General features: G+C 58.1%; 11 protein-coding genes. 9 read left to right on the forward strand and 2 right to left on the reverse strand.

Features of this window, described 5'->3' with window-relative positions; translation table 11 throughout:
- The first annotated feature begins 9 nt into the window (after window positions 1-9).
- Window positions 10-579 carry an outer membrane beta-barrel protein gene (locus METAL_RS02355; protein WP_005369272.1) on the forward strand — a complete coding sequence of 190 codons (570 nt, stop codon included), beginning with the start codon at window positions 10-12 and terminating at the stop codon, window positions 577-579.
- 509 nt (window positions 580-1,088) lie between these two features.
- Here METAL_RS02355 and METAL_RS02360 read toward each other — a convergent pair.
- Window positions 1,089-3,101, reverse strand: a complete 2,013-nt coding sequence (locus METAL_RS02360; protein WP_005369274.1) for a hypothetical protein — start codon at window positions 3,099-3,101, stop codon at window positions 1,089-1,091.
- 410 nt (window positions 3,102-3,511) lie between these two features.
- Here METAL_RS02360 and METAL_RS21415 point away from each other — a divergent pair, with 410 nt between their 5' ends.
- The 8 genes from METAL_RS21415 (at window position 3,512) to METAL_RS02400 (ending at window position 14,233) form a co-directional block, all read left to right on the forward strand.
- Window positions 3,512-4,009, forward strand: a complete 498-nt coding sequence (locus METAL_RS21415) for a hypothetical protein (RefSeq protein WP_245549447.1) — start codon at window positions 3,512-3,514, stop codon at window positions 4,007-4,009.
- Between the two features lie 116 nt (window positions 4,010-4,125).
- Window positions 4,126-6,486 carry a penicillin-binding protein 1C gene (gene pbpC / locus METAL_RS02370; protein ID WP_005369276.1) on the forward strand — a complete coding sequence of 787 codons (2,361 nt, stop codon included), beginning with the start codon at window positions 4,126-4,128 and terminating at the stop codon, window positions 6,484-6,486.
- Window positions 6,487-6,742: 256 nt separating this feature from the next.
- Window positions 6,743-7,255 (forward strand): hypothetical protein, encoded by a 513-nt coding sequence (locus tag METAL_RS02375; RefSeq protein ID WP_005369277.1) that lies wholly within the window; start codon window positions 6,743-6,745, stop codon window positions 7,253-7,255.
- A 280-nt stretch (window positions 7,256-7,535) separates the two neighbouring features.
- A complete protein-coding gene (gene lgt, locus METAL_RS02380; RefSeq protein ID WP_005369278.1) occupies window positions 7,536-8,330 on the forward strand; it encodes a prolipoprotein diacylglyceryl transferase in 795 nt (264 codons plus the stop codon).
- A gap of 35 nt (window positions 8,331-8,365) precedes the next feature.
- Window positions 8,366-9,199 (forward strand): thymidylate synthase, encoded by an 834-nt coding sequence (thyA, locus tag METAL_RS02385; protein ID WP_005369279.1) that lies wholly within the window; start codon window positions 8,366-8,368, stop codon window positions 9,197-9,199.
- Between the two features lie 153 nt (window positions 9,200-9,352).
- Entirely contained in the window at window positions 9,353-10,015 is a 663-nt protein-coding gene (locus METAL_RS02390; RefSeq protein ID WP_005369280.1) for an inorganic pyrophosphatase, read from the forward strand.
- A gap of 159 nt (window positions 10,016-10,174) precedes the next feature.
- Complete coding sequence (gene dnaE, locus METAL_RS02395; protein WP_005369281.1) at window positions 10,175-13,657, forward strand: DNA polymerase III subunit alpha; 3,483 nt, start codon at window positions 10,175-10,177, stop codon at window positions 13,655-13,657.
- Between the two features lie 189 nt (window positions 13,658-13,846).
- Window positions 13,847-14,233, forward strand: coding sequence for a DUF488 domain-containing protein (locus tag METAL_RS02400; protein WP_005369283.1), 387 nt, complete (start codon window positions 13,847-13,849; stop codon window positions 14,231-14,233).
- 106 nt (window positions 14,234-14,339) lie between these two features.
- On the opposite strand, the gene METAL_RS02405 is transcribed toward METAL_RS02400, so the two are convergent.
- Complete coding sequence (locus METAL_RS02405) at window positions 14,340-17,285, reverse strand: chemotaxis protein CheB (RefSeq protein ID WP_005369285.1); 2,946 nt, start codon at window positions 17,283-17,285, stop codon at window positions 14,340-14,342.
- Between the last annotated feature and the right edge of the window lie 329 nt (window positions 17,286-17,614).

Genomic DNA, 17,614 nt, shown 5'->3' on the forward strand with positions numbered 1-17,614 from the left:
GAGAGATCGATGAACATAAATAAGTTAGCGACGGTTTTGGTTGCCGTCTCATCGCTGGGCATTAGCGCCGTTTCGCAAGCGAGCGGAGAGGCGGGCGATATTTATGTCGCGCCGTTCGGCAGTTATTTGCATCCGGGCGGCGATACGCAGGCATCCGATGGCTGGGGGGCGGGAGCCGGCGTCGGAATGGTGATCAATCGCTATTTCAACGTGGAGGCGCGCGGCTTCTGGCATAACTATAGGAACGACATTCCCTGTTGCGGCGGCGGCGAAACCGATTTATTGGGAGCTAGCCTGGACGGGCAGTTTTACTTCATGCGCGACCGTTTTTCACCCTATCTGGTCGCCAGCCTCGGCGGCATGCGTACCGAGTTGACCTCCCGTTATTTCAACACCCATGCCACTTCGTTCATTTTTGAAGCCGGCGGCGGCGGCAGTTTTACGATTACCGACAACTTCAGTTTACGCGGCGATGTTCGCTATCGTATAAATACCCTTCCGTCTAACGTCGGCGGCGAAGGCGTGTTGAACGACTTGGTGGTGAATTTGGGCTTTGAATTTAAATTAGGCCAATTATAGGTCTTGAGGAGGCTCTGAATAAGCTGATTCCGTCCATGGCCCGGCAAGCTCACCACGAACGGAATCGACAGCTTACCGCTCGTCCTGAGCTTGTCGAAGGATTTAATCAGCTTGTAGGGCGGATTCGCCGTCAGGCAATCCGCCGCGCTTTAAAGGGGATTGGCGTTTTGCTGTCGCGAAAACGCCCTACAGTGTGGTAGGGCGGTTTCGCGACAGCAATCGCCGTTTGCCATAGCAAGGTAGGAGGGGTAGAGCGAAGCGAAACCCATCATACGATATTGGCTATCCACGATGGGTTTCGGCTATCGCCTCTACCCAACCTACGGGGCTATTCAACGTGCCGCCGGTCTATGCCGAGGCGATGTACGTACCGACCTTGCGAGCACATTCCGGATCAGGCACGGTGCGTGTCGACGAGAAAGATCCGTAGGTTGGGTTAGCGAAGCGTAACCCAACAGGATTCGGCTTCGAGTGTTGGGTTACGGCTGGCGCCTAACCCAACCTACGCACTAATTGATATGCGCTGTTCCTCCAGGCGGTTCCGCCGCCAGGATAGCGTATTGAATCCCCGATTCCGGCAGGGCGGAATCACTGACTTCCAATGTCCTGACATGGTAGCCGAACCCGGCCAGAAACTCAGTCAATCGCGACACATCCCGCCAGTACAATACGCCCGCGACGATAACCGGCTGGCAACGCCGTATCGTATTGCCGGCCCCTTGCAGCACCGACAGCAGCGGTAAAGGCGAGCAGACGGTCAGCAGGCGGCACGCCTCTATTTTTCTGGCATCCAGCGGCCAGCAGACGATCGGTTCGAGCTGTTCCGAATTGCCCATGCTCAACGGCAGATATTCATCATCCATCGAGAGATTGGCGATTTCGCGTACGGCGTATCCTTCCCCTTCCGGCATCGCGAAATGCGCTTCGGCATGGCGAATTCCCGCCCGCGCCAGATTGGCGCAAAGCAGCTGATACAATTCCCGGCGCGGTTCGAAAGCGACCAGACGTCCCTGTCCGCCGACCATTCGAGCCAGAGGCAGCGCCGCTGCTCCAGCTCCCGCGCCAAGATAAACCACAGTATCTCCCCTGGCCAGGACTTGCTTGCCCAAACCGATGACGGTCTGGTGGAGTAACTGCGCCAACGGGTCTTCCCGCTGCCGTATCGGTATGTCCAGTTCCATGCCTTCGATGACTGCCTGCCGCGTCGAAAGCTTCCGTTCCGGGCCGGGTTCGGGATGAAACCGTATCGGATAGGCACGATAGGACGCCTGCTTTTTAGCCATCATTCGGCGTAAGGCGGAAAGTACGGCATCAAAATCCACTGCCTCCCACGCCATTTCGTAATGGCTCGATGCGGCGGCCCAGTCGGATGGCGCAACTTTGGCCTTACCCCAGCCGGAAAGCTGGCTTGCGCCCGGCAATAATAAACTTTCACCCAATGGGTAGTAGGGATAAACCTCCAGCTCCATCGAGGCCATCATCGTAACGGACGGCGTTGAAGTCGCATCGGCGAGGTGTTGGGTATAAGTGTCGACGCCAATGAGTCCGTCGACTTGCGTGAGCAGCGCCGCCAGATGGTCCACCGTTGGCGTGATTTTCGAAACGAACTGCAAACGAGGGGAATGGATGTTCATCTGATGAGTCAGCAGCACATCCGCTTCCGGCCAGGCAGACAGGATATGCTCGATCAATCGCCGCAAGGCGCTTTCCGGCATACTCCGCAATAGCACCGAAGCGCGCGGATTCACCAGGATGCGCGGCCCAGCTTTAGGCGTCAGGCAATCAGCCACCGCTCGATCGGCCTCCGCCGGGATGGCTACTTGGTTGCGCTTGTCGGCAGCAGCGACTTGGGAAGGCTCTATGCCGAACCACCACAGATACCAATCCACCATCGGCATCTTTCCATAACGAGGCAGCAACAGCAATCTGCTGGTATCGAAGATACCCTGATAACGCGACATTTCGGCCAGACTCAAGCCTTGAGTCAATACGGTATCGATACCCTCCACATTCCGCACCAGCCTTTCCAGGCGATCGTCCTTATGCCAACCCAGCATGAGGTCCACCGACACCGCCGGCAATTCGGCGCACAACACGGACAGCACCTGCCTGAAAGCCGTAAGGCCGATCATCGTGTCGCCCAAATTGCTGCCGAAACCATTGATGACGAGCAGCCGGAAGTGCTCGCGAAACGGTTGGGCGGCTTTAAGCGACCGCAATTGAAGGACAAGGCATTGCGGCGGCGATTGATGTTCGGGGTCTGCATACGCTCCGGCGCCCAACAGGACGGGAAATCCCGCCGTCCGCACGAGAGTTGCCGACGAAATGATTCGCAACAATTCCGCCTTGTTCGCTTGCGGCCAAGCCTCCGTCAATGCCTGTTGGAGCATGTCGATTTCCCACTGGGCCGAGATATAGACCGTATCCGCCGTAGGCGTTTCGAGCGAGGGCGCGGCTTTCAGGGTTTTGCGCTGGCCGCGAACGCTCAAGGCAAAAGGGCGGCTAACGGCATAGCCAATCATATCGACTCCGATTAAGTAAATTTCAAGCCGGTAATCATATCATCCGCTTGTCTCATCTCAGATTATTCTCCGCGCCTCCAGTTGGAGCCGCGACAGCTTTCGTACAACAGGCAATATCCCGCCATGATCGGTATCCAAAGCCGGACAGCTTTAAAGAAACTCACGGTCCGGCAGCCGCTTTTCCGCCGGGTTCTCGCTATGGAGAGGGGGTAGAGTTTGGCCGATAATGACTTCTTCCCTAGTTCCCCTGTCGAGCGATAGCGTTACCTCAGGCGGGGTGGAGTTACCGCTGTAGGGTACGCTGTGCGTACTATTGGAGGATAAAAGGTACGCCGTCCCCTACAGTCAATAAGGGTTGTGGCGTATTCGGCTGTTGAGGCCATCCGACCCGTTTCTCTTCCAAATACCGTTTGCGCCGGCCGGATTTAAGCCTAGCGCAAACCCAGCGGGATAGGATAAGGGTTTCTCTGCTCAAACCGATGGGTTTAACATTGCGCGCATCGATTGAACCTATGTTCGAACCCCCGGTTTTTTCACCACATCTGGTAAAATTCACCGTCTCCTATTTAATCCGTAACATTCAAGAGTCATTGATTATGCAAAATTATCTTACTGTTCGAGCGAAGCTGGCGATTTCATGCTTCATTCTGGCCCTTGGCGGCTGTGCCTCCGAACCGGCGCCGGTCCCGGCCCCGGAACCGCTTATTTCCGGCGAGGAAATGCTGCGCGAAAGCCAGGGCATCGCGAATTTAGGCGATCGATGGAAAAAAGGCAAGCAGTTGGTCGACCGCGGCAATGCCATGATCGCCGAAGGTCAAAATAAAATTAACGAAGGCCGGCGAATCGTCGAAGAGGGAGAAAGAATCATGCGCGAAAGCGAGGAAAACTATAAAAGTATCAAAAAATAACCGTGCGGAAATCTCCGACAAGAGGCTGCTCAGGCTGGGCTGACGCCAGGAAGCCCGACCTGCGCTTTTCCCGGCAGAGCCTGTTGTCATTGTCCGAAACAGTGATGGTTGATTAAATGACCCGCAATCAAGCCGGCCTACCGCGCAACCCGTTGCATGCGCATGGGTGGTTTCGAGCCGCCGTTCTCGGTTTAGCGACAGTCTGGCTTGTTCTTGGAGCGGTTAAGTATTTCCCCAAATCGTCACTTTCGGATGCCTACCCCAAATCAACCGCGATCTACGCCCGGCATGGGGAACTGCTGCGCCTGACCCTGGCGAGCGACGGCCAGTTCCGGCTGTGGACTCCGCTGGAACAGATCCCCGTCCATCTCCGCGCCGCCGTCCTGCTCTACGAAGACCGCTGGTTCTACCGGCACCCCGGCGTCAATCCCTGGGCTTTGGCGCGCGCGGCCTGGGCCACGTTGACTAACAACGGCCGGCAAGGCGGCTCCACGATCACCATGCAGGTCGCCCGGCAGTTATACCGGATCGACAGCCGCCGTTATTTCGGAAAACTGCGGCAGATTGCGTTCGCGCTGTGGCTCGACCTGCGCTACGGCAAGGACGAGATACTGGAAGCCTATCTGAACGGCGTTTCGTACGGCGGCAATATCGTCGGGATCGGTGCGGCGAGCCGGATTTATTTTCACAAGCCTGCGGTGGAGTTGAACCGGATCGAAGCGGTGACGCTGGCGGTGATTCCGCAAAATCCTGCGCGCCGCGTCCCGATACACCATGAACTGCCAAAGGCGCTGCTGGCCGCCCGGCAGCGCCTTTGGCAAAACTGGCTCGACGAATTTCCGGAAGACCGCCGCTATGCCGCCGATCTGGCCTTGCCCTTGCCCGTATACGGCCGTTCCGAATTGGCGATCGAAGCCCCGCATCTGACCGACCTGCTGTTGCAGCGTTGCGCCGGAGCGGAAGCGATCCTCAGCAGTCTGGATCGGACCGTGCAAAAAAGCGTCGAACGTTCGATCCGCCATTTCCTGGCGGCCAACCGCGACAAAGGCGTACGCAACGCCGCAGCCCTTTTGGTCGATACAAATTCGATGCAGGTGCGGGCGATGGTCGGCTCGGCCGATTACCGGAATGCCGCGATCGACGGCCAGGTCAACGGCACGCTGGCGAAACGCTCGCCGGGTTCGACTTTAAAGCCGTTCGTCTATGCGCTGGCGCTCGATCAGGGGCTGGTGCATCCGCGCACGATCCTGGCCGACCTGCCGACCGCCTTCGGCCCTTACAGTCCGGAAAATTTCGACGGCCGTTTTATCGGGCCGGTCACGGTGCAGGAGGCGTTGATCCGCTCCCGCAACGTCCCTGCGGTCCGGGTTGCCGCCAAGCTTTCCCGCCCGACCTTCTATCAATTCCTGCTGCGCGCCGGCGTGTCGAGGCTGCGGGATGAACCGCATTACGGGCTATCGCTGGCGCTCGGCGGCGGCGAGGTGACGATGGAAGAGCTGGCCGAGCTTTATGCGCTGCTGATCAACCGGGGAAAGCTCGGCAGGCTGAATTATTGCGGCAGCCCCGGCCGGGCGGAATCGGAAGCTACCGAGCCCTTGGCGCTGCTGAGCAGCGCCGCGGCCTACATTACGCTCGACATGCTGAAGCACAATCCGCGGCCCGATTCGAAGCGCCCGGACCGGCCCGAGACGGCCTGGAAAACCGGCACTTCCTGGGGATTTCGCGACGCCTGGAGCATCGGCATCGCGGGGCACTATGTGCTGGCCGTCTGGGTCGGCAATTTCGACGGCACTAAAAATCCTGCTCTGGTCGGCGGCAAAGCGGCCGCGCCGCTGTTCTTTTCGATTCTCGACGGCCTGCGGGCCCAAAGCCTGTTGCCCGGACTGGCCGACCCGATTCCCTCGTTCAAGCCCGATACGGTTGCAGAGGTCGAGGTCTGCGCGGCCAGCGGCGACCTTCCGAACGCGGACTGTCCGGTACGGGCGAAGACCTGGTTCATTCCGGGCAAATCGCCGATCCGAACCAGCACGCTGCACCGCGCGGTCCATTTCGACCGGCAAACCGGCCGCATCGTCTGCCCGGACGCCCCCCAAAGCCGGCGCGAAATCGTCGAATTCTGGGACAGCGAAATGCTCCGCCTTTTCGAACAGGCCGGCATGCCGCGCCGCCCGGCTCCGCCATTGCCCGCGTGCTACCGGAACCCGGCGGAAGAGGACGGCGGGCTCCGAATTATCTCGCCTTTGAAATCCGGCATCTACGCTCTCCGTCTCGGCAAACCGTCGACCCTGGCCCTGAAAGCGACCACGGCCGCGAACGGCAACATTTACTGGTTCGCCAATCGCAGTTTCATTGCCGGAACGGCTCCTTCCGAAACCTATTCCTGGCTGCCCGGCCAGCCCGGCCATTACCTGATCAGCGTGGTCGACGCGGACGGCCATGCCGCATCGACCGAAATCCGCGTCGAACTGGCGCCCTGAAACCGCAGTTTGGGCGCTCCCGCAATGCAGAAGTAGGGTACGCTGCGCGTACCATCCGCAACACAGAAGCGCAGCCGGAACGAAATTATCCGCACCGATCGTACCCGAATGACGGAACCTGGCGTCTATCCGGCCGGTCTTGGTAAATATTCCGAAGCACGGCTTTCAGGGCATTCGGATTTTGACTGAAGTACCCGTTTTCAAAAGCCCGGCGCGCAATGGGTTCGCCGGGGGTCAATACACGAGGAGAACGATAATGAAACACGCAGCCTTAATTTCGATGGGACTTTTATTTTTCGCGACGCCTGCGTTCGCCGAGGAAAATGCGGCGCCGCAGCGGCGCGAGGATGTCGAGCAGCGCCGCCAGGAACTGGTGCCTTATAACTCCGCCCAGGCGCTGGAAACTTTCTCCAAGACCGTTCACGGCGGAGTTCTGCACGTAGTGGCCAAAGCGGACAATCCCGAACAGGTTGAATTGATCCAGAGCCATCTGAAAAAAATGGCCGAAGAATTCAGAAAAGGCGATTTTTCCAGCACGATGCGGATGCACGGCCCCGATATGCCGGGCCTTCAGCAATTGAAAACCGCTCCCGCCGACGATATCCGCTACGAATACAAACCGCTGCCCAACGGGGCCCAGATTCATTTTTCCACCGAATACCCTCAGTATGTACAGGCCCTGCATGAATGGCTGGATGCACAGGCAAAGGATCACGGCAATGCCCAGGTGCCCGGGCATACGGAACATCATTCGGGCATGTCGGAATAAAAGGCATCGGCGATGCGGTGAAATGTCCGGGCTCTCCGGCGCGCAGGCCGTCCGGACATTTTATTTTCCGTTGGCGCCCCTCGCCGATGTTCGCCAAGTAGTCAAGTATCCGGCTACTGCGAAGGGCGGTTTCCTTCGGCCCGCACAAGAGCCGAGCCGTCCGGGGGCGTTTGCCCGTGGCAAGGTTTTCCGCGCTTTGTATTGCCGGCTCGGCCGTTATCGGCCTGAAATTCCATGTATAATGGCCTTTCGTTTGATTGTTCAACTCGCCCCGGTAACCATGCTGACTTATCCGCAAATCGATCCGATCGCCATCGCCATTGGCCCGCTGAAAATCCACTGGTACGGTTTAATGTACTTGGTCGGATTCGCCGGCGTCTGGATATTAGGCAAGAAACGGGCCGAAAAACCTTGGTCGCCGATCAAGCCCGAGGCCATCGAAGACTTGGTCACTTACGGCGCGCTCGGCGTGATCCTGGGCGGGCGCATCGGCTACACGCTGTTTTACAATCTGCCCGAATTCCTGCACAACCCGCTGGTGCTGTTCGAGATCTGGAAAGGCGGCATGTCGTTCCACGGCGGCATGCTCGGGGTGTTCGTGGCGATGTGGTTTTTCGGCAAGCAGCAGCACTGCACGATGATGCAGCTGACCGACATCATTTCGCCGCTGTGCCCGATCGGCCTGTTTGCCGGCCGGATCGGCAACTTCATCAATTCGGAACTCTGGGGACGGACGACCGACGTGCCCTGGGCGATGGTGTTCCCGAACGGCGGCCCTTTGCCGCGTCACCCGTCCCAGCTTTATGAAGCGTTTCTGGAAGGCGTGGTGCTGTTCGTCATTCTCTGGATCTATACCGCCAAGCCCCGCCCGAAGATGGCGCCGACCGGGATGGCGCTGTTTTTTTACGGCTGCTTCCGCTTCTTCGTCGAATTCTTCCGGATGCCCGACGTGCAGTTGGGCTACCTGGCGCTCGACTGGGTCACGATGGGACAGATCCTGTCCATGCCGATGATCCTGATCGGCGCCGGGATGATTTACTGGGCTTACCGCAAGCCGGTTCCGCAAAACGTTTGAATCGGCATGACGACAGGACCTGAATTCGGAATTGCATGCAACCTTATCTCGATCTACTGAACAAAATCCTTCACGAAGGCGTCCGGAAGGGCGACCGGACCGGCAGCGGTACTCTGTCGATCTTCGGACACCAGATGCGTTTCCCGCTGGCCGAAGGGTTTCCTTTGGTTACGACGAAAAAGATCCATCTGAAATCGATTATTCACGAACTGCTCTGGTTCCTGCGCGGCGATACGAATCTGGCCTATCTGCACGAACACAAGGTCACCATCTGGGACGAATGGGCCGACGAAAACGGCGATCTCGGCCCGGTTTACGGGCGCCAGTGGCGCGCCTGGCCGCTGCCGGGCGGCGGTACCGTCGACCAATTGAAACAGGTCGTCGAGCAGATCGAGGCCACTCCGAACAGCCGCCGGCTGATTGTTTCGGCCTGGAACGTGGCCGATTTGCCGGACGAAACGATCAGCCCGCGGGCGAACGTCGCCCAAGGCAGGATGGCGCTGGCGCCGTGCCATGCGCTGTTCCAGTTTTACGTTGCGCAAGGGCGGCTGTCCTGCCAGCTTTACCAGCGCAGCTGCGACGCCTTTCTGGGCGTGCCGTTCAATATCGCGAGCTACGCTCTGCTGACGCACCTGGTCGCGCGGCAGGCCGGTCTCGGCGTCGGCGATTTCATCTGGACCGGCGGTGATGTACACTTGTACCTGAACCATCTGGAGCAGGCCCGGCTGCAATTGAGCCGTACGCCTTATCCTTTGCCGCGGCTGGTGTTGAAACGCCGGCCGGATTCGCTGTTCGATTACCGGCACGAGGATTTCGAAGTCGAAGGTTACCGGGCGCACGATCCGATCAGGGCGCCCATTTCGGTTTGATGCCAGGCGTTTCGCGACTTTGGCCTGTCTATTTTATGTATCATCTCGATAGCGTATGTGCGATCGAGGCAGCTTATCCGTCGATCCGGTTTTACGCTGCATCGAAGCTACAGTTTATTTGTTCGATTCATCGCCTTCAAACGGAGCATGGCAATGAAACAAGACCGCCCATTGATCGATCCCAATTACATGAACAACTACCATTACAAAGCCCATCCCTGGCACGGCATCAGCGCGGGCGACAATACGCCTTCGGTGGTCAACGCCTTCATCGAGATCGTGCCGACCGATACGGTCAAATACGAAGTCGACAAGAAAAGCGGCTACCTGAAAATCGACCGGCCGCAAAAATTCTCGAACATGGTGCCGACCTTGTACGGATTCATTCCGCGTACCTATTGCGGGGGTAAAGTCGCCGAGTTCGCCGCCTTGAAGTCGGGCCGGATGGGCATCAAGGGCGACGGCGATCCGCTCGATATCTGCGTGTTGAGCGAACGTAGCGTGTCGCACGGCGACATCATCCTGCAGGCGATCCCGGTCGGCGGCTTCCGCCTGCTCGACGGCGGCGACGCGGACGACAAGATCATCGCGGTGATGAAAGGCGACGAATTTTACCGGCAGTGGAACGACGTGTCGGACTGCCCGAGTTCCTACATCAACCGGCTGATGCACTATTTTCTGACCTACAAAAACCTGCCCGGCGAGGAATCCACCTGCGAGATTACCGACGTGTACGGCCGCGCCGAAGCCCATGAAGTGATCAAGCGCGCCATGCAGGATTACATGAGCCTGTTCAACGGCATCGAAGACTTATAGCCCTCCGAATCGGCCAAACCGATCTTTTCCACTATGAAAATAGCCGTAGGGCGGATTCGCCGAAGGCAATCCGCCATTTTGAAGCCTGTGCACATTCCCGGCGGATTGCCTTCGGCGAATCCGCCCTACTTTTATCCGCAGCGGTAAGAAGTAGCATCCATGCAACCCAAATTCATCCATCTCAGACTGCACAGCGAGTTTTCGCTGGTCGACGGCATCGTCAAAATCAAACCGCTGGTCAAGCGCCTCGCCGAATTGAACATGCCGGCGGCGGCGGTGACCGATCACGTGAACCTGTTCGCGCTGGTCAAATTCTACAAGGCCGCGATGGGCCAGGGCATCAAGCCGGTCGCAGGCGCGGACGTGCTGATCTTCAATCCGGACGAGCCGGCCAACCCCTATCGCCTGACGCTGCTGGTCAAAAACCGGCAGGGCTATACCACCCTGACCGAACTGATTTCGAAGGCCTATCAGGAAGGCCAGCATCAGGGCGTGCCGATGCTCAAATACGAATGGATCGAGGCGAACCACAGCGGACTGATCGCGCTGTCCGGCGCGATGGCCGGCGATGTCGGCCGCGCGCTGACCGGCGAACGCAAGGAGGATGCGAAACGCCAGGCGCTGTATTGGGCAAACCTGTTTCCGGACAGCTTCTATCTGGAACTGCAGCGCGTCGGCAAGCCCGGCGAAGAGCACTACATCGCGGCCGCGCTCGATTTGGCGGCCGAGGCGGGCCTTCCGGTCGTCGCCACGAACGACGTGCGCTTTTTGCATCGGAAAGACTTCGACGCGCACGAGGTCCGCGTCTGCATCAACCAGGGCCGCGTGCTCGACGACAGCCGGCGGCCGAAAGACTATACCAATCAGCAGTATCTGCGCAGTCCCGAAGAAATGTGCGAGCTGTTCGCGGACATTCCGGAGGCGCTCGAAAACACGGTCGAAATCGCCAAACGCTGCAACATCACGCTGACGCTGGGCAAAAACTTCCTGCCCGACTATCCGGTGCCGGAAGGGATGACGATCGGCGACGTGATGGCCGAAGAATCGCGCAAGGGCCTCGAAGAACGCCTGCGCCAGCATCCGCCGTTCGGCAGCGGCGCCGAGGAAGAAAACCGCAAGGTCTACTACGACCGGCTCGAAACCGAGCTGCGCGTGATCACCCAGATGGGCTTCCCCGGCTATTTCATGATCGTCGCGGACTTCATCCAGTGGGCGAAGAACCACCGGATTCCGGTCGGTCCGGGCCGGGGCTCGGGCGCGGGCTCGCTGGTCGCCTATGTATTGAAGATCACCGACCTCGACCCGATCGAATTCGACCTGCTCTTCGAACGATTCCTGAACCCCGAGCGGATCTCGATGCCCGACTTCGACGTCGACTTCTGCATGGACCGGCGCGACGAAGTGATCGACTATGTAGCCGAGCATTACGGCCGCGACCAAGTCTCGCAAATCATCACCTACGGTTCGATGGCCGCGAAAGCGGTGACCCGCGACGTCGGCCGGGTGCTTGGCTTCTCGTACGGCTTCGTCGACCAGCTCGCCAAACTGATTCCGTTCGAACTCGGCATGACGCTGGACAAGGCGCTGCAGGACAGCCACGACCTTCGGCAGCGCTACGAGAACGAGGAAGAAGTCCGCACGCTGCTCGACATGGCGCGCGCGCTCGAAGGCATGGCCCGGAACGCCGGCAAGCACGCGGGCGGGGTGGTAATCTCGCCGACCAAGCTGACCGATTTCACGCCGCTGTACTGCGAGCAGGGCGGCGGCAACCTGGTCACCCAGTTCGACAAGGACGACGTCGAGGCGGTCGGTTTGGTCAAGTTCGACTTTCTGGGGCTGCGCACGCTGACGATCATCGACTGGGCGCTGCAAACGATCAACCGCAAGAAGGCCGAACGTGGGGAAACCCCGGTCGACATCGCCGCGATTCCGCGCGACGATCCGGCCTCTTACGAGATTTTGAAGACCGCGCAGACCACCGCGGTGTTCCAGCTCGAATCGCGCGGGATGAAGGAGCTGATCAAAAAGCTGAAGCCGGACTGCTTCGACGACATCATCGCGCTGGTCGCGCTGTTCCGACCGGGCCCGCTCGAATCGGGCATGGTTGACGATTACATCAACGTCAAGCACGGTGCGAAGGCCGAATACGCGCACCCAATTCTGGTTCCGATCTTGAAACCGACCAACGGCGTCATTCTGTACCAGGAGCAGGTGATGCAGATCGCCCGGGAAATGGGCGGCTACACGCTCGGCGGCGCGGACATGCTGCGCCGCGCGATGGGCAAGAAAAAGCCCGAGGAAATGGCCAAGCAGCGCGAGATATTCACCACGGGCGCGGTCGCGAACAACATCGACGAAGGCATCGCGACCTACATCTTCGACCTGATGGAGAAGTTCGCCGGCTACGGTTTCAACAAGTCGCACTCGGCAGCCTACGCGCTGGTCGCCTACCAGACCGCCTGGCTGAAGGCGCATTATCCGGCCGAATTCATGGCCGCGGTGTTGTCGGCCGATATGGACAACACCGACAAGGTCGTCGTGCTGATCGAAGAATGCCGAAGGATGAAGCTGCCGATCGCGCCGCCGTCGATCAACGATTCGAACTTCCATTTTACGGTAAACAGGACCGGTAAGATCGTGTACGGCCTCGGCGCCCTCAAGGGTGTCGGCGAAAACGCGATCGAGGACATGATCCGGGAGCGTGAGGAAAACGGCCCTTACAAAGACCTTTACGATCTCTGCAAGCGCGTTGATTTGCGCAAGGTCAACCGGCGCGTGCTCGAAGCTCTGATCCGCGCCGGCGCGTTCGACGTATTCGACCCGAACCGGGCCGCGCATCTGGCCGAACTCCCGACCGTGCTGAAAGTCGCCGAACAGCACGGCAAAATGGCCGAAACCGGCCAGAACGACCTGTTCGGCCTGCAGGAAGCCGGCCCCGAAGAAGACTCGATCGCCGCCTATTCGACTTACGTCGAGCCCTGGCCCGAGCAGGAGCGCCTGAACGCCGAAAAGCAGACCCTCGGCCTGTTCCTGACCGGCCATCCGATCGCGCAATACGAGGCCGAAATCGGCCAGTTTACGCACGGCAGTCTGAACAAGCTGAAATCGGACATGGAACGCAGCAAGGGCAAGATGGAAGCGCGCGTCGCGGGACTTGTCGTCGAAATCCGCACCCGCCAGTCTAAAAACGGCAAGACGATGGGGTTTGCGCTGCTGGACGACCGCACCGACCGGCTGGAAGTCGCGGTGTATCCGGAAATCTACGAGCGGCACCGCGACATCTTCACTCGCGACGTGCTCTTGGTCGCCGAAGGCGCGCTCGCGATGGACGATTTCACCGGCGCCCCGCGCCTGACCGCCGAAAAACTCTACAGCATCGACCAGGCCCGCAACGCGTTCGCGCGCGGCGTGCAGTTGATCTGGAACGCCGGCGTCAACGGCAATTCGCTGGCCGAAGAATTGAGCCCGGCGCTGGAGCCCTTCAAAGGCGGCGCCTGTCCGGTACTGATTCAATACCGCTCGGAGCAGGCGCAGGCGACCGTCAGGCTGGGGGATGAGTGGCGGGTGTTTGCGACCGAAGAGCTATTGTTACGGTTGAAGCGGCAGTTGGGAAGCGAAGCCGTGGAGATTAAATACCGGTAGCCTCGATTTCACTTTGTTATATCGAGGCTACTTAACGCTTGATGCGGACAACAAGCCGGTAAGGCGGAACGCGACAGCGGTTCCGCCGTAAGATGGCGGATCGCCTGCCGGCATCCGCCCTACATTTACGACATCGTTTCTATATCAATGTCCTAGGGATGGTTTTTTCAATGATACGAGGAGAAACAAATGGCGATAAAAATCGTAAGATTAGGCAGTTCCCGCCAAGATCGGGAAGGTCTGCGCATCGGTACGGTCAGACATCCGCCCAGAGGCGTCAGAAAGGAAGATTACACGGCGAAGAATATCTACGATGTGTGGTTTCCGAATCTGTCTCCAAGCGAGGCGGTGCTCAAGGAGTTTCTCGCGACGGACGACGAAAAGTCCTGGAAAACTTTCAAGCGAAAATTCCTGGCCGAAATGAAGGAGCCGGGAGCGAGCAAGGACCTGGACCTGCTCGCCGCGCTTTCCCATCATACGAACCTGTCGGTCGGTTGTTATTGCGAGGATGAAAGCCGCTGCCATCGTTCGCTATTGAAAGAACTGCTTCTGAAACGGGGCGCCGAAGTTGAATAAGAAGGCATTTACGGTTTCCTGAAACCGCACAGTTCATTCAACCGTAAACCGAAAAATATAAAAGTCCGCTCGGCATCAACTACAGGGCGAAACCTTCTGCGGTTTGTCAGGGATTGATTTCCATCGACAGCAGGATCATCTGCGGCATGGCGATTTTGCCCGTTATGCGGCTGGCGTTGATTTTTATCCTGCGTTGGCCAACGCCGGGGATGTCCGCTATTATCCCATAGCCGTCAATCGGCTGATCATTCCGTAAAACATTTTCCAGCAGCTTGCGAAGTTCGGGAAGAGCCGTGAAGCCAATGTTCAATTGATCTATCGGATGGCCTACCACTTCTTCCGGGGTAATCTCGAATGCGCTATAAAACGACTGGCTGGCCGACATTATCTGGAATGACTCGTTGAGGACGGCGAGAGGCTTGCGTATGGTATTGACGAGGCTTTCGGCGCGTACCACTGCATCTTGTTCCACTATTGCCTTGCGCGAAGTAATGTCGGTAAAAGTCATTACCACGCCGTCGATGATGTTGTCCAGCGTGCGGTAGGGCTGGATTCGCACCATCATCCAGGTATTGTCGCCGATGTAAAGTTCGCGCTCGTAAGGGATCAGTGTCTCGAGTACGGCTTGCGCCGCGTGGTGGAGGTCGTCGCCGTTGATGACCGATTTGATGTCGTTCAAAGGCCGTCCCACGTCCGAAGGCACCAGCCGGTAAATCCGCACCGCTTCGCGGGTGAAGCGCCGGATGATCAGATTCCGGTCGAGAAAAATAATCCCGACATTGATGTTGTCCAGCAGGTTTTTCATGTCGTTCTGCATGCCGGCCAACTGCTCGATTTTGGCTTGAAGCTCCGAGTTGACGGTGACCAGCTCTTCGTTGACCGACTGCAATTCTTCCTTCGAGGTTTCCAGTTCCTCGTTGGTCGACTGCAATTCCTCGTTGGTCGATTGCATTTCTTCGTTGGCGGATTTGAGTTCCTCGTTGGACGCCTGTTGTTCCTCGATACTGGCGCGATAGCTGGTCTTCAATTGTTCCAGCTCGCGCTCCAGCTCTTCGATGCGCCCCTGTTCACCGGGTTTGGCGGCGCGTTTGCGTACCGGTTTGACGAGATCGACGGCGACATCCTCAAAGCTGATCAGCAGCAGATTCTGGCTGGCGTCGGGATTGGCAATAGGGCGAACCGACAGGTTGATCGGGGAGAAGCCGCCGTTGGTCCTGACCTGGATTTGCCGGTTCAAAATCTGTATTCTCTCGCTGGCGGCTATGTGGAGCGCGGTGCGCAGCTCCATCCCCAATCCCTCGCGGGCCATTTCGATGATGTTGTGCGAAGGTTGGCCGGGCGCCGGACGTAAATATTTGCCGGTTTCGCCGTGAATGAACAGAATGTCGCCTTTATGGTCGGTGATCACCGAAACGGGCGCAAAAAACTGCACCAGTATGCGCCGTGTCAGCTCGGCAATATTGAGTTCCCTGATCGTCTTCATGCTTTCTTCGGGTGTTTTTGTAACGGCTCCCAGTCCCCAGGATATCCCTTGCGCCATCATGGTCCGGGCGGAGGTGATGGAATGCACGGCGCGATAGAGCTTCCACTTGCGGTTCAGTACTTTGAAGAGTTCGTGATGATTGCCGATGCTTTCCGAAGGCGACAGAAACAGTGCGCCATCCGGCTTGAGCGCATAATGAAATGCCGGTATCAGCTTGTCCTGAAGTTCCGGTTTCAGATAAATCAACAGATTGCGGCAGCACAACAGGTCGAGTTTGGTGAACGGCGGATCCTTGATTACGTTTTGCACCGCGAACACGATCATTTCCCGGATCTCCTTTTTGACACGGTAACCGTTGTCTTCTCTTAGGAAGAAGCGGCGCAGCCGTTCCGGCGTGACATCCTGCGCGATGTTGGGTGGATAAAGTCCGGTGCGGGCGATTGCAATCGCATCCTCGTCCAGGTCGGTGCTGTAAATCTGCACCTTGAGCTCTTTCTGGAGCTTGTCCATCATTTCGCGCAAGATAATCGCAATCGAGTAGGCTTCCTCGCCGGTAGCGCACCCGGCGACCCAGACCCGGAAGAAAGCGCCTTCCGGTTTATCCTTGCACAACTGCGGAAGTATGGTTTCTTCCAGCGTCGCAAACGCTTCGGGATCGCGGAAAAAACTGGTCACATTGATCAACAGTTCCTTGAACAGAGTGTGGACTTCGTCCGGTTTTTCCTTGAGGTAGCGGATATAGGTATCGGTATCTTTAATGTCGTTCTGCAGCATGCAGCGCTCGATACGGCGGCCGATCGTGCTTTCCTTGTACAACGAGAAGTCGTGGCCGGTAATCGAGCGGAGCAGCAGCAGAATACGCATCATTCCGCTTTCCGTTTTGGGACGCGAGGCCGGTTCGCCTTTGGCAGCGGCTTTCTCGGTCCCGGCGATCCGGATTTTTCCGGGCTCGGCGATCAGCGCATCGGGCATTTTATCGACAGGCAATACCCGCGTCGCATAACCGGCCTGGATCACGCTGGACGGCATGCCGTCGTAACGCGCCGTGGCCGGCTCCTGTACATAGGTCACGCCGCCTGCGCCCAGTATCGCGCGGCATCCTAAGGTGCCGTCGGTGCCCGTGCCGGAAAAAATGATCCCGACCGCGTTTTCTTTCTGGTCTTCGGCCAGCGAACGCAGAAAGGCGTCGACCGGCAAGCGCTTCCCGCGCGGTACATTGGGGACGCTGAGCTGGATTTTTCCGTGAAAAATTTCCATGTCCCGGTTGGGTGGAATCACATATACCTCGTCGGAGGCGACCGGCATTTGGTCCTGTACTTCGACGACCGGCATGCGGGTGGAGCGCTGCAGGATTTCGGTCAGCAGGCTGGCGTGGCTCGGGTCGAGATGCGGCACCAGCACAAAGGCGATACCGCTGTCGGCCGGCATGTGCTGGAAGAATTCCTCGAAAGCCTCCAGGCCGCCGGCGGAGGCGCCGATCCCGACAACTTTGAAAGGAACGGCTTTATCTTCGGAAGGTCGGGAAGGAGAATCCGAGGAATTGTTGGAGGAAGATGGAGGTTTTTTCACGATGACTTTTTGGTCGTATTTGAGTTTTCATCCCGCAGGATGACGCAGTGAGTTTTTCGGCATTGAGCAAAAACCAGATCAATCGTTCCCTCGATCTATACCGGACGGAAGCTTTCCGTTTTCCCGAATACCAGATATCAATATTGATCCATGGCCTATGGGCTGTCAAAAAATATCTTTCGGGAAAATGAGGTGCCGTGCGGGGTGGCCCAATGCCGTTAAGATACGCCGGGGGCAAGGTTATTCATGGAATACAAAGCTGGCTTTGTTATTCGGTTTCGTCACTTGCAAAGCCAGCTTTGCAACACCTCGAAGCCAGAGCATTTTCA

The organism is Methylomicrobium album BG8 (assembly GCF_000214275.2).
GTDB lineage: Bacteria > Pseudomonadota > Gammaproteobacteria > Methylococcales > Methylomonadaceae > Methylomicrobium > Methylomicrobium agile.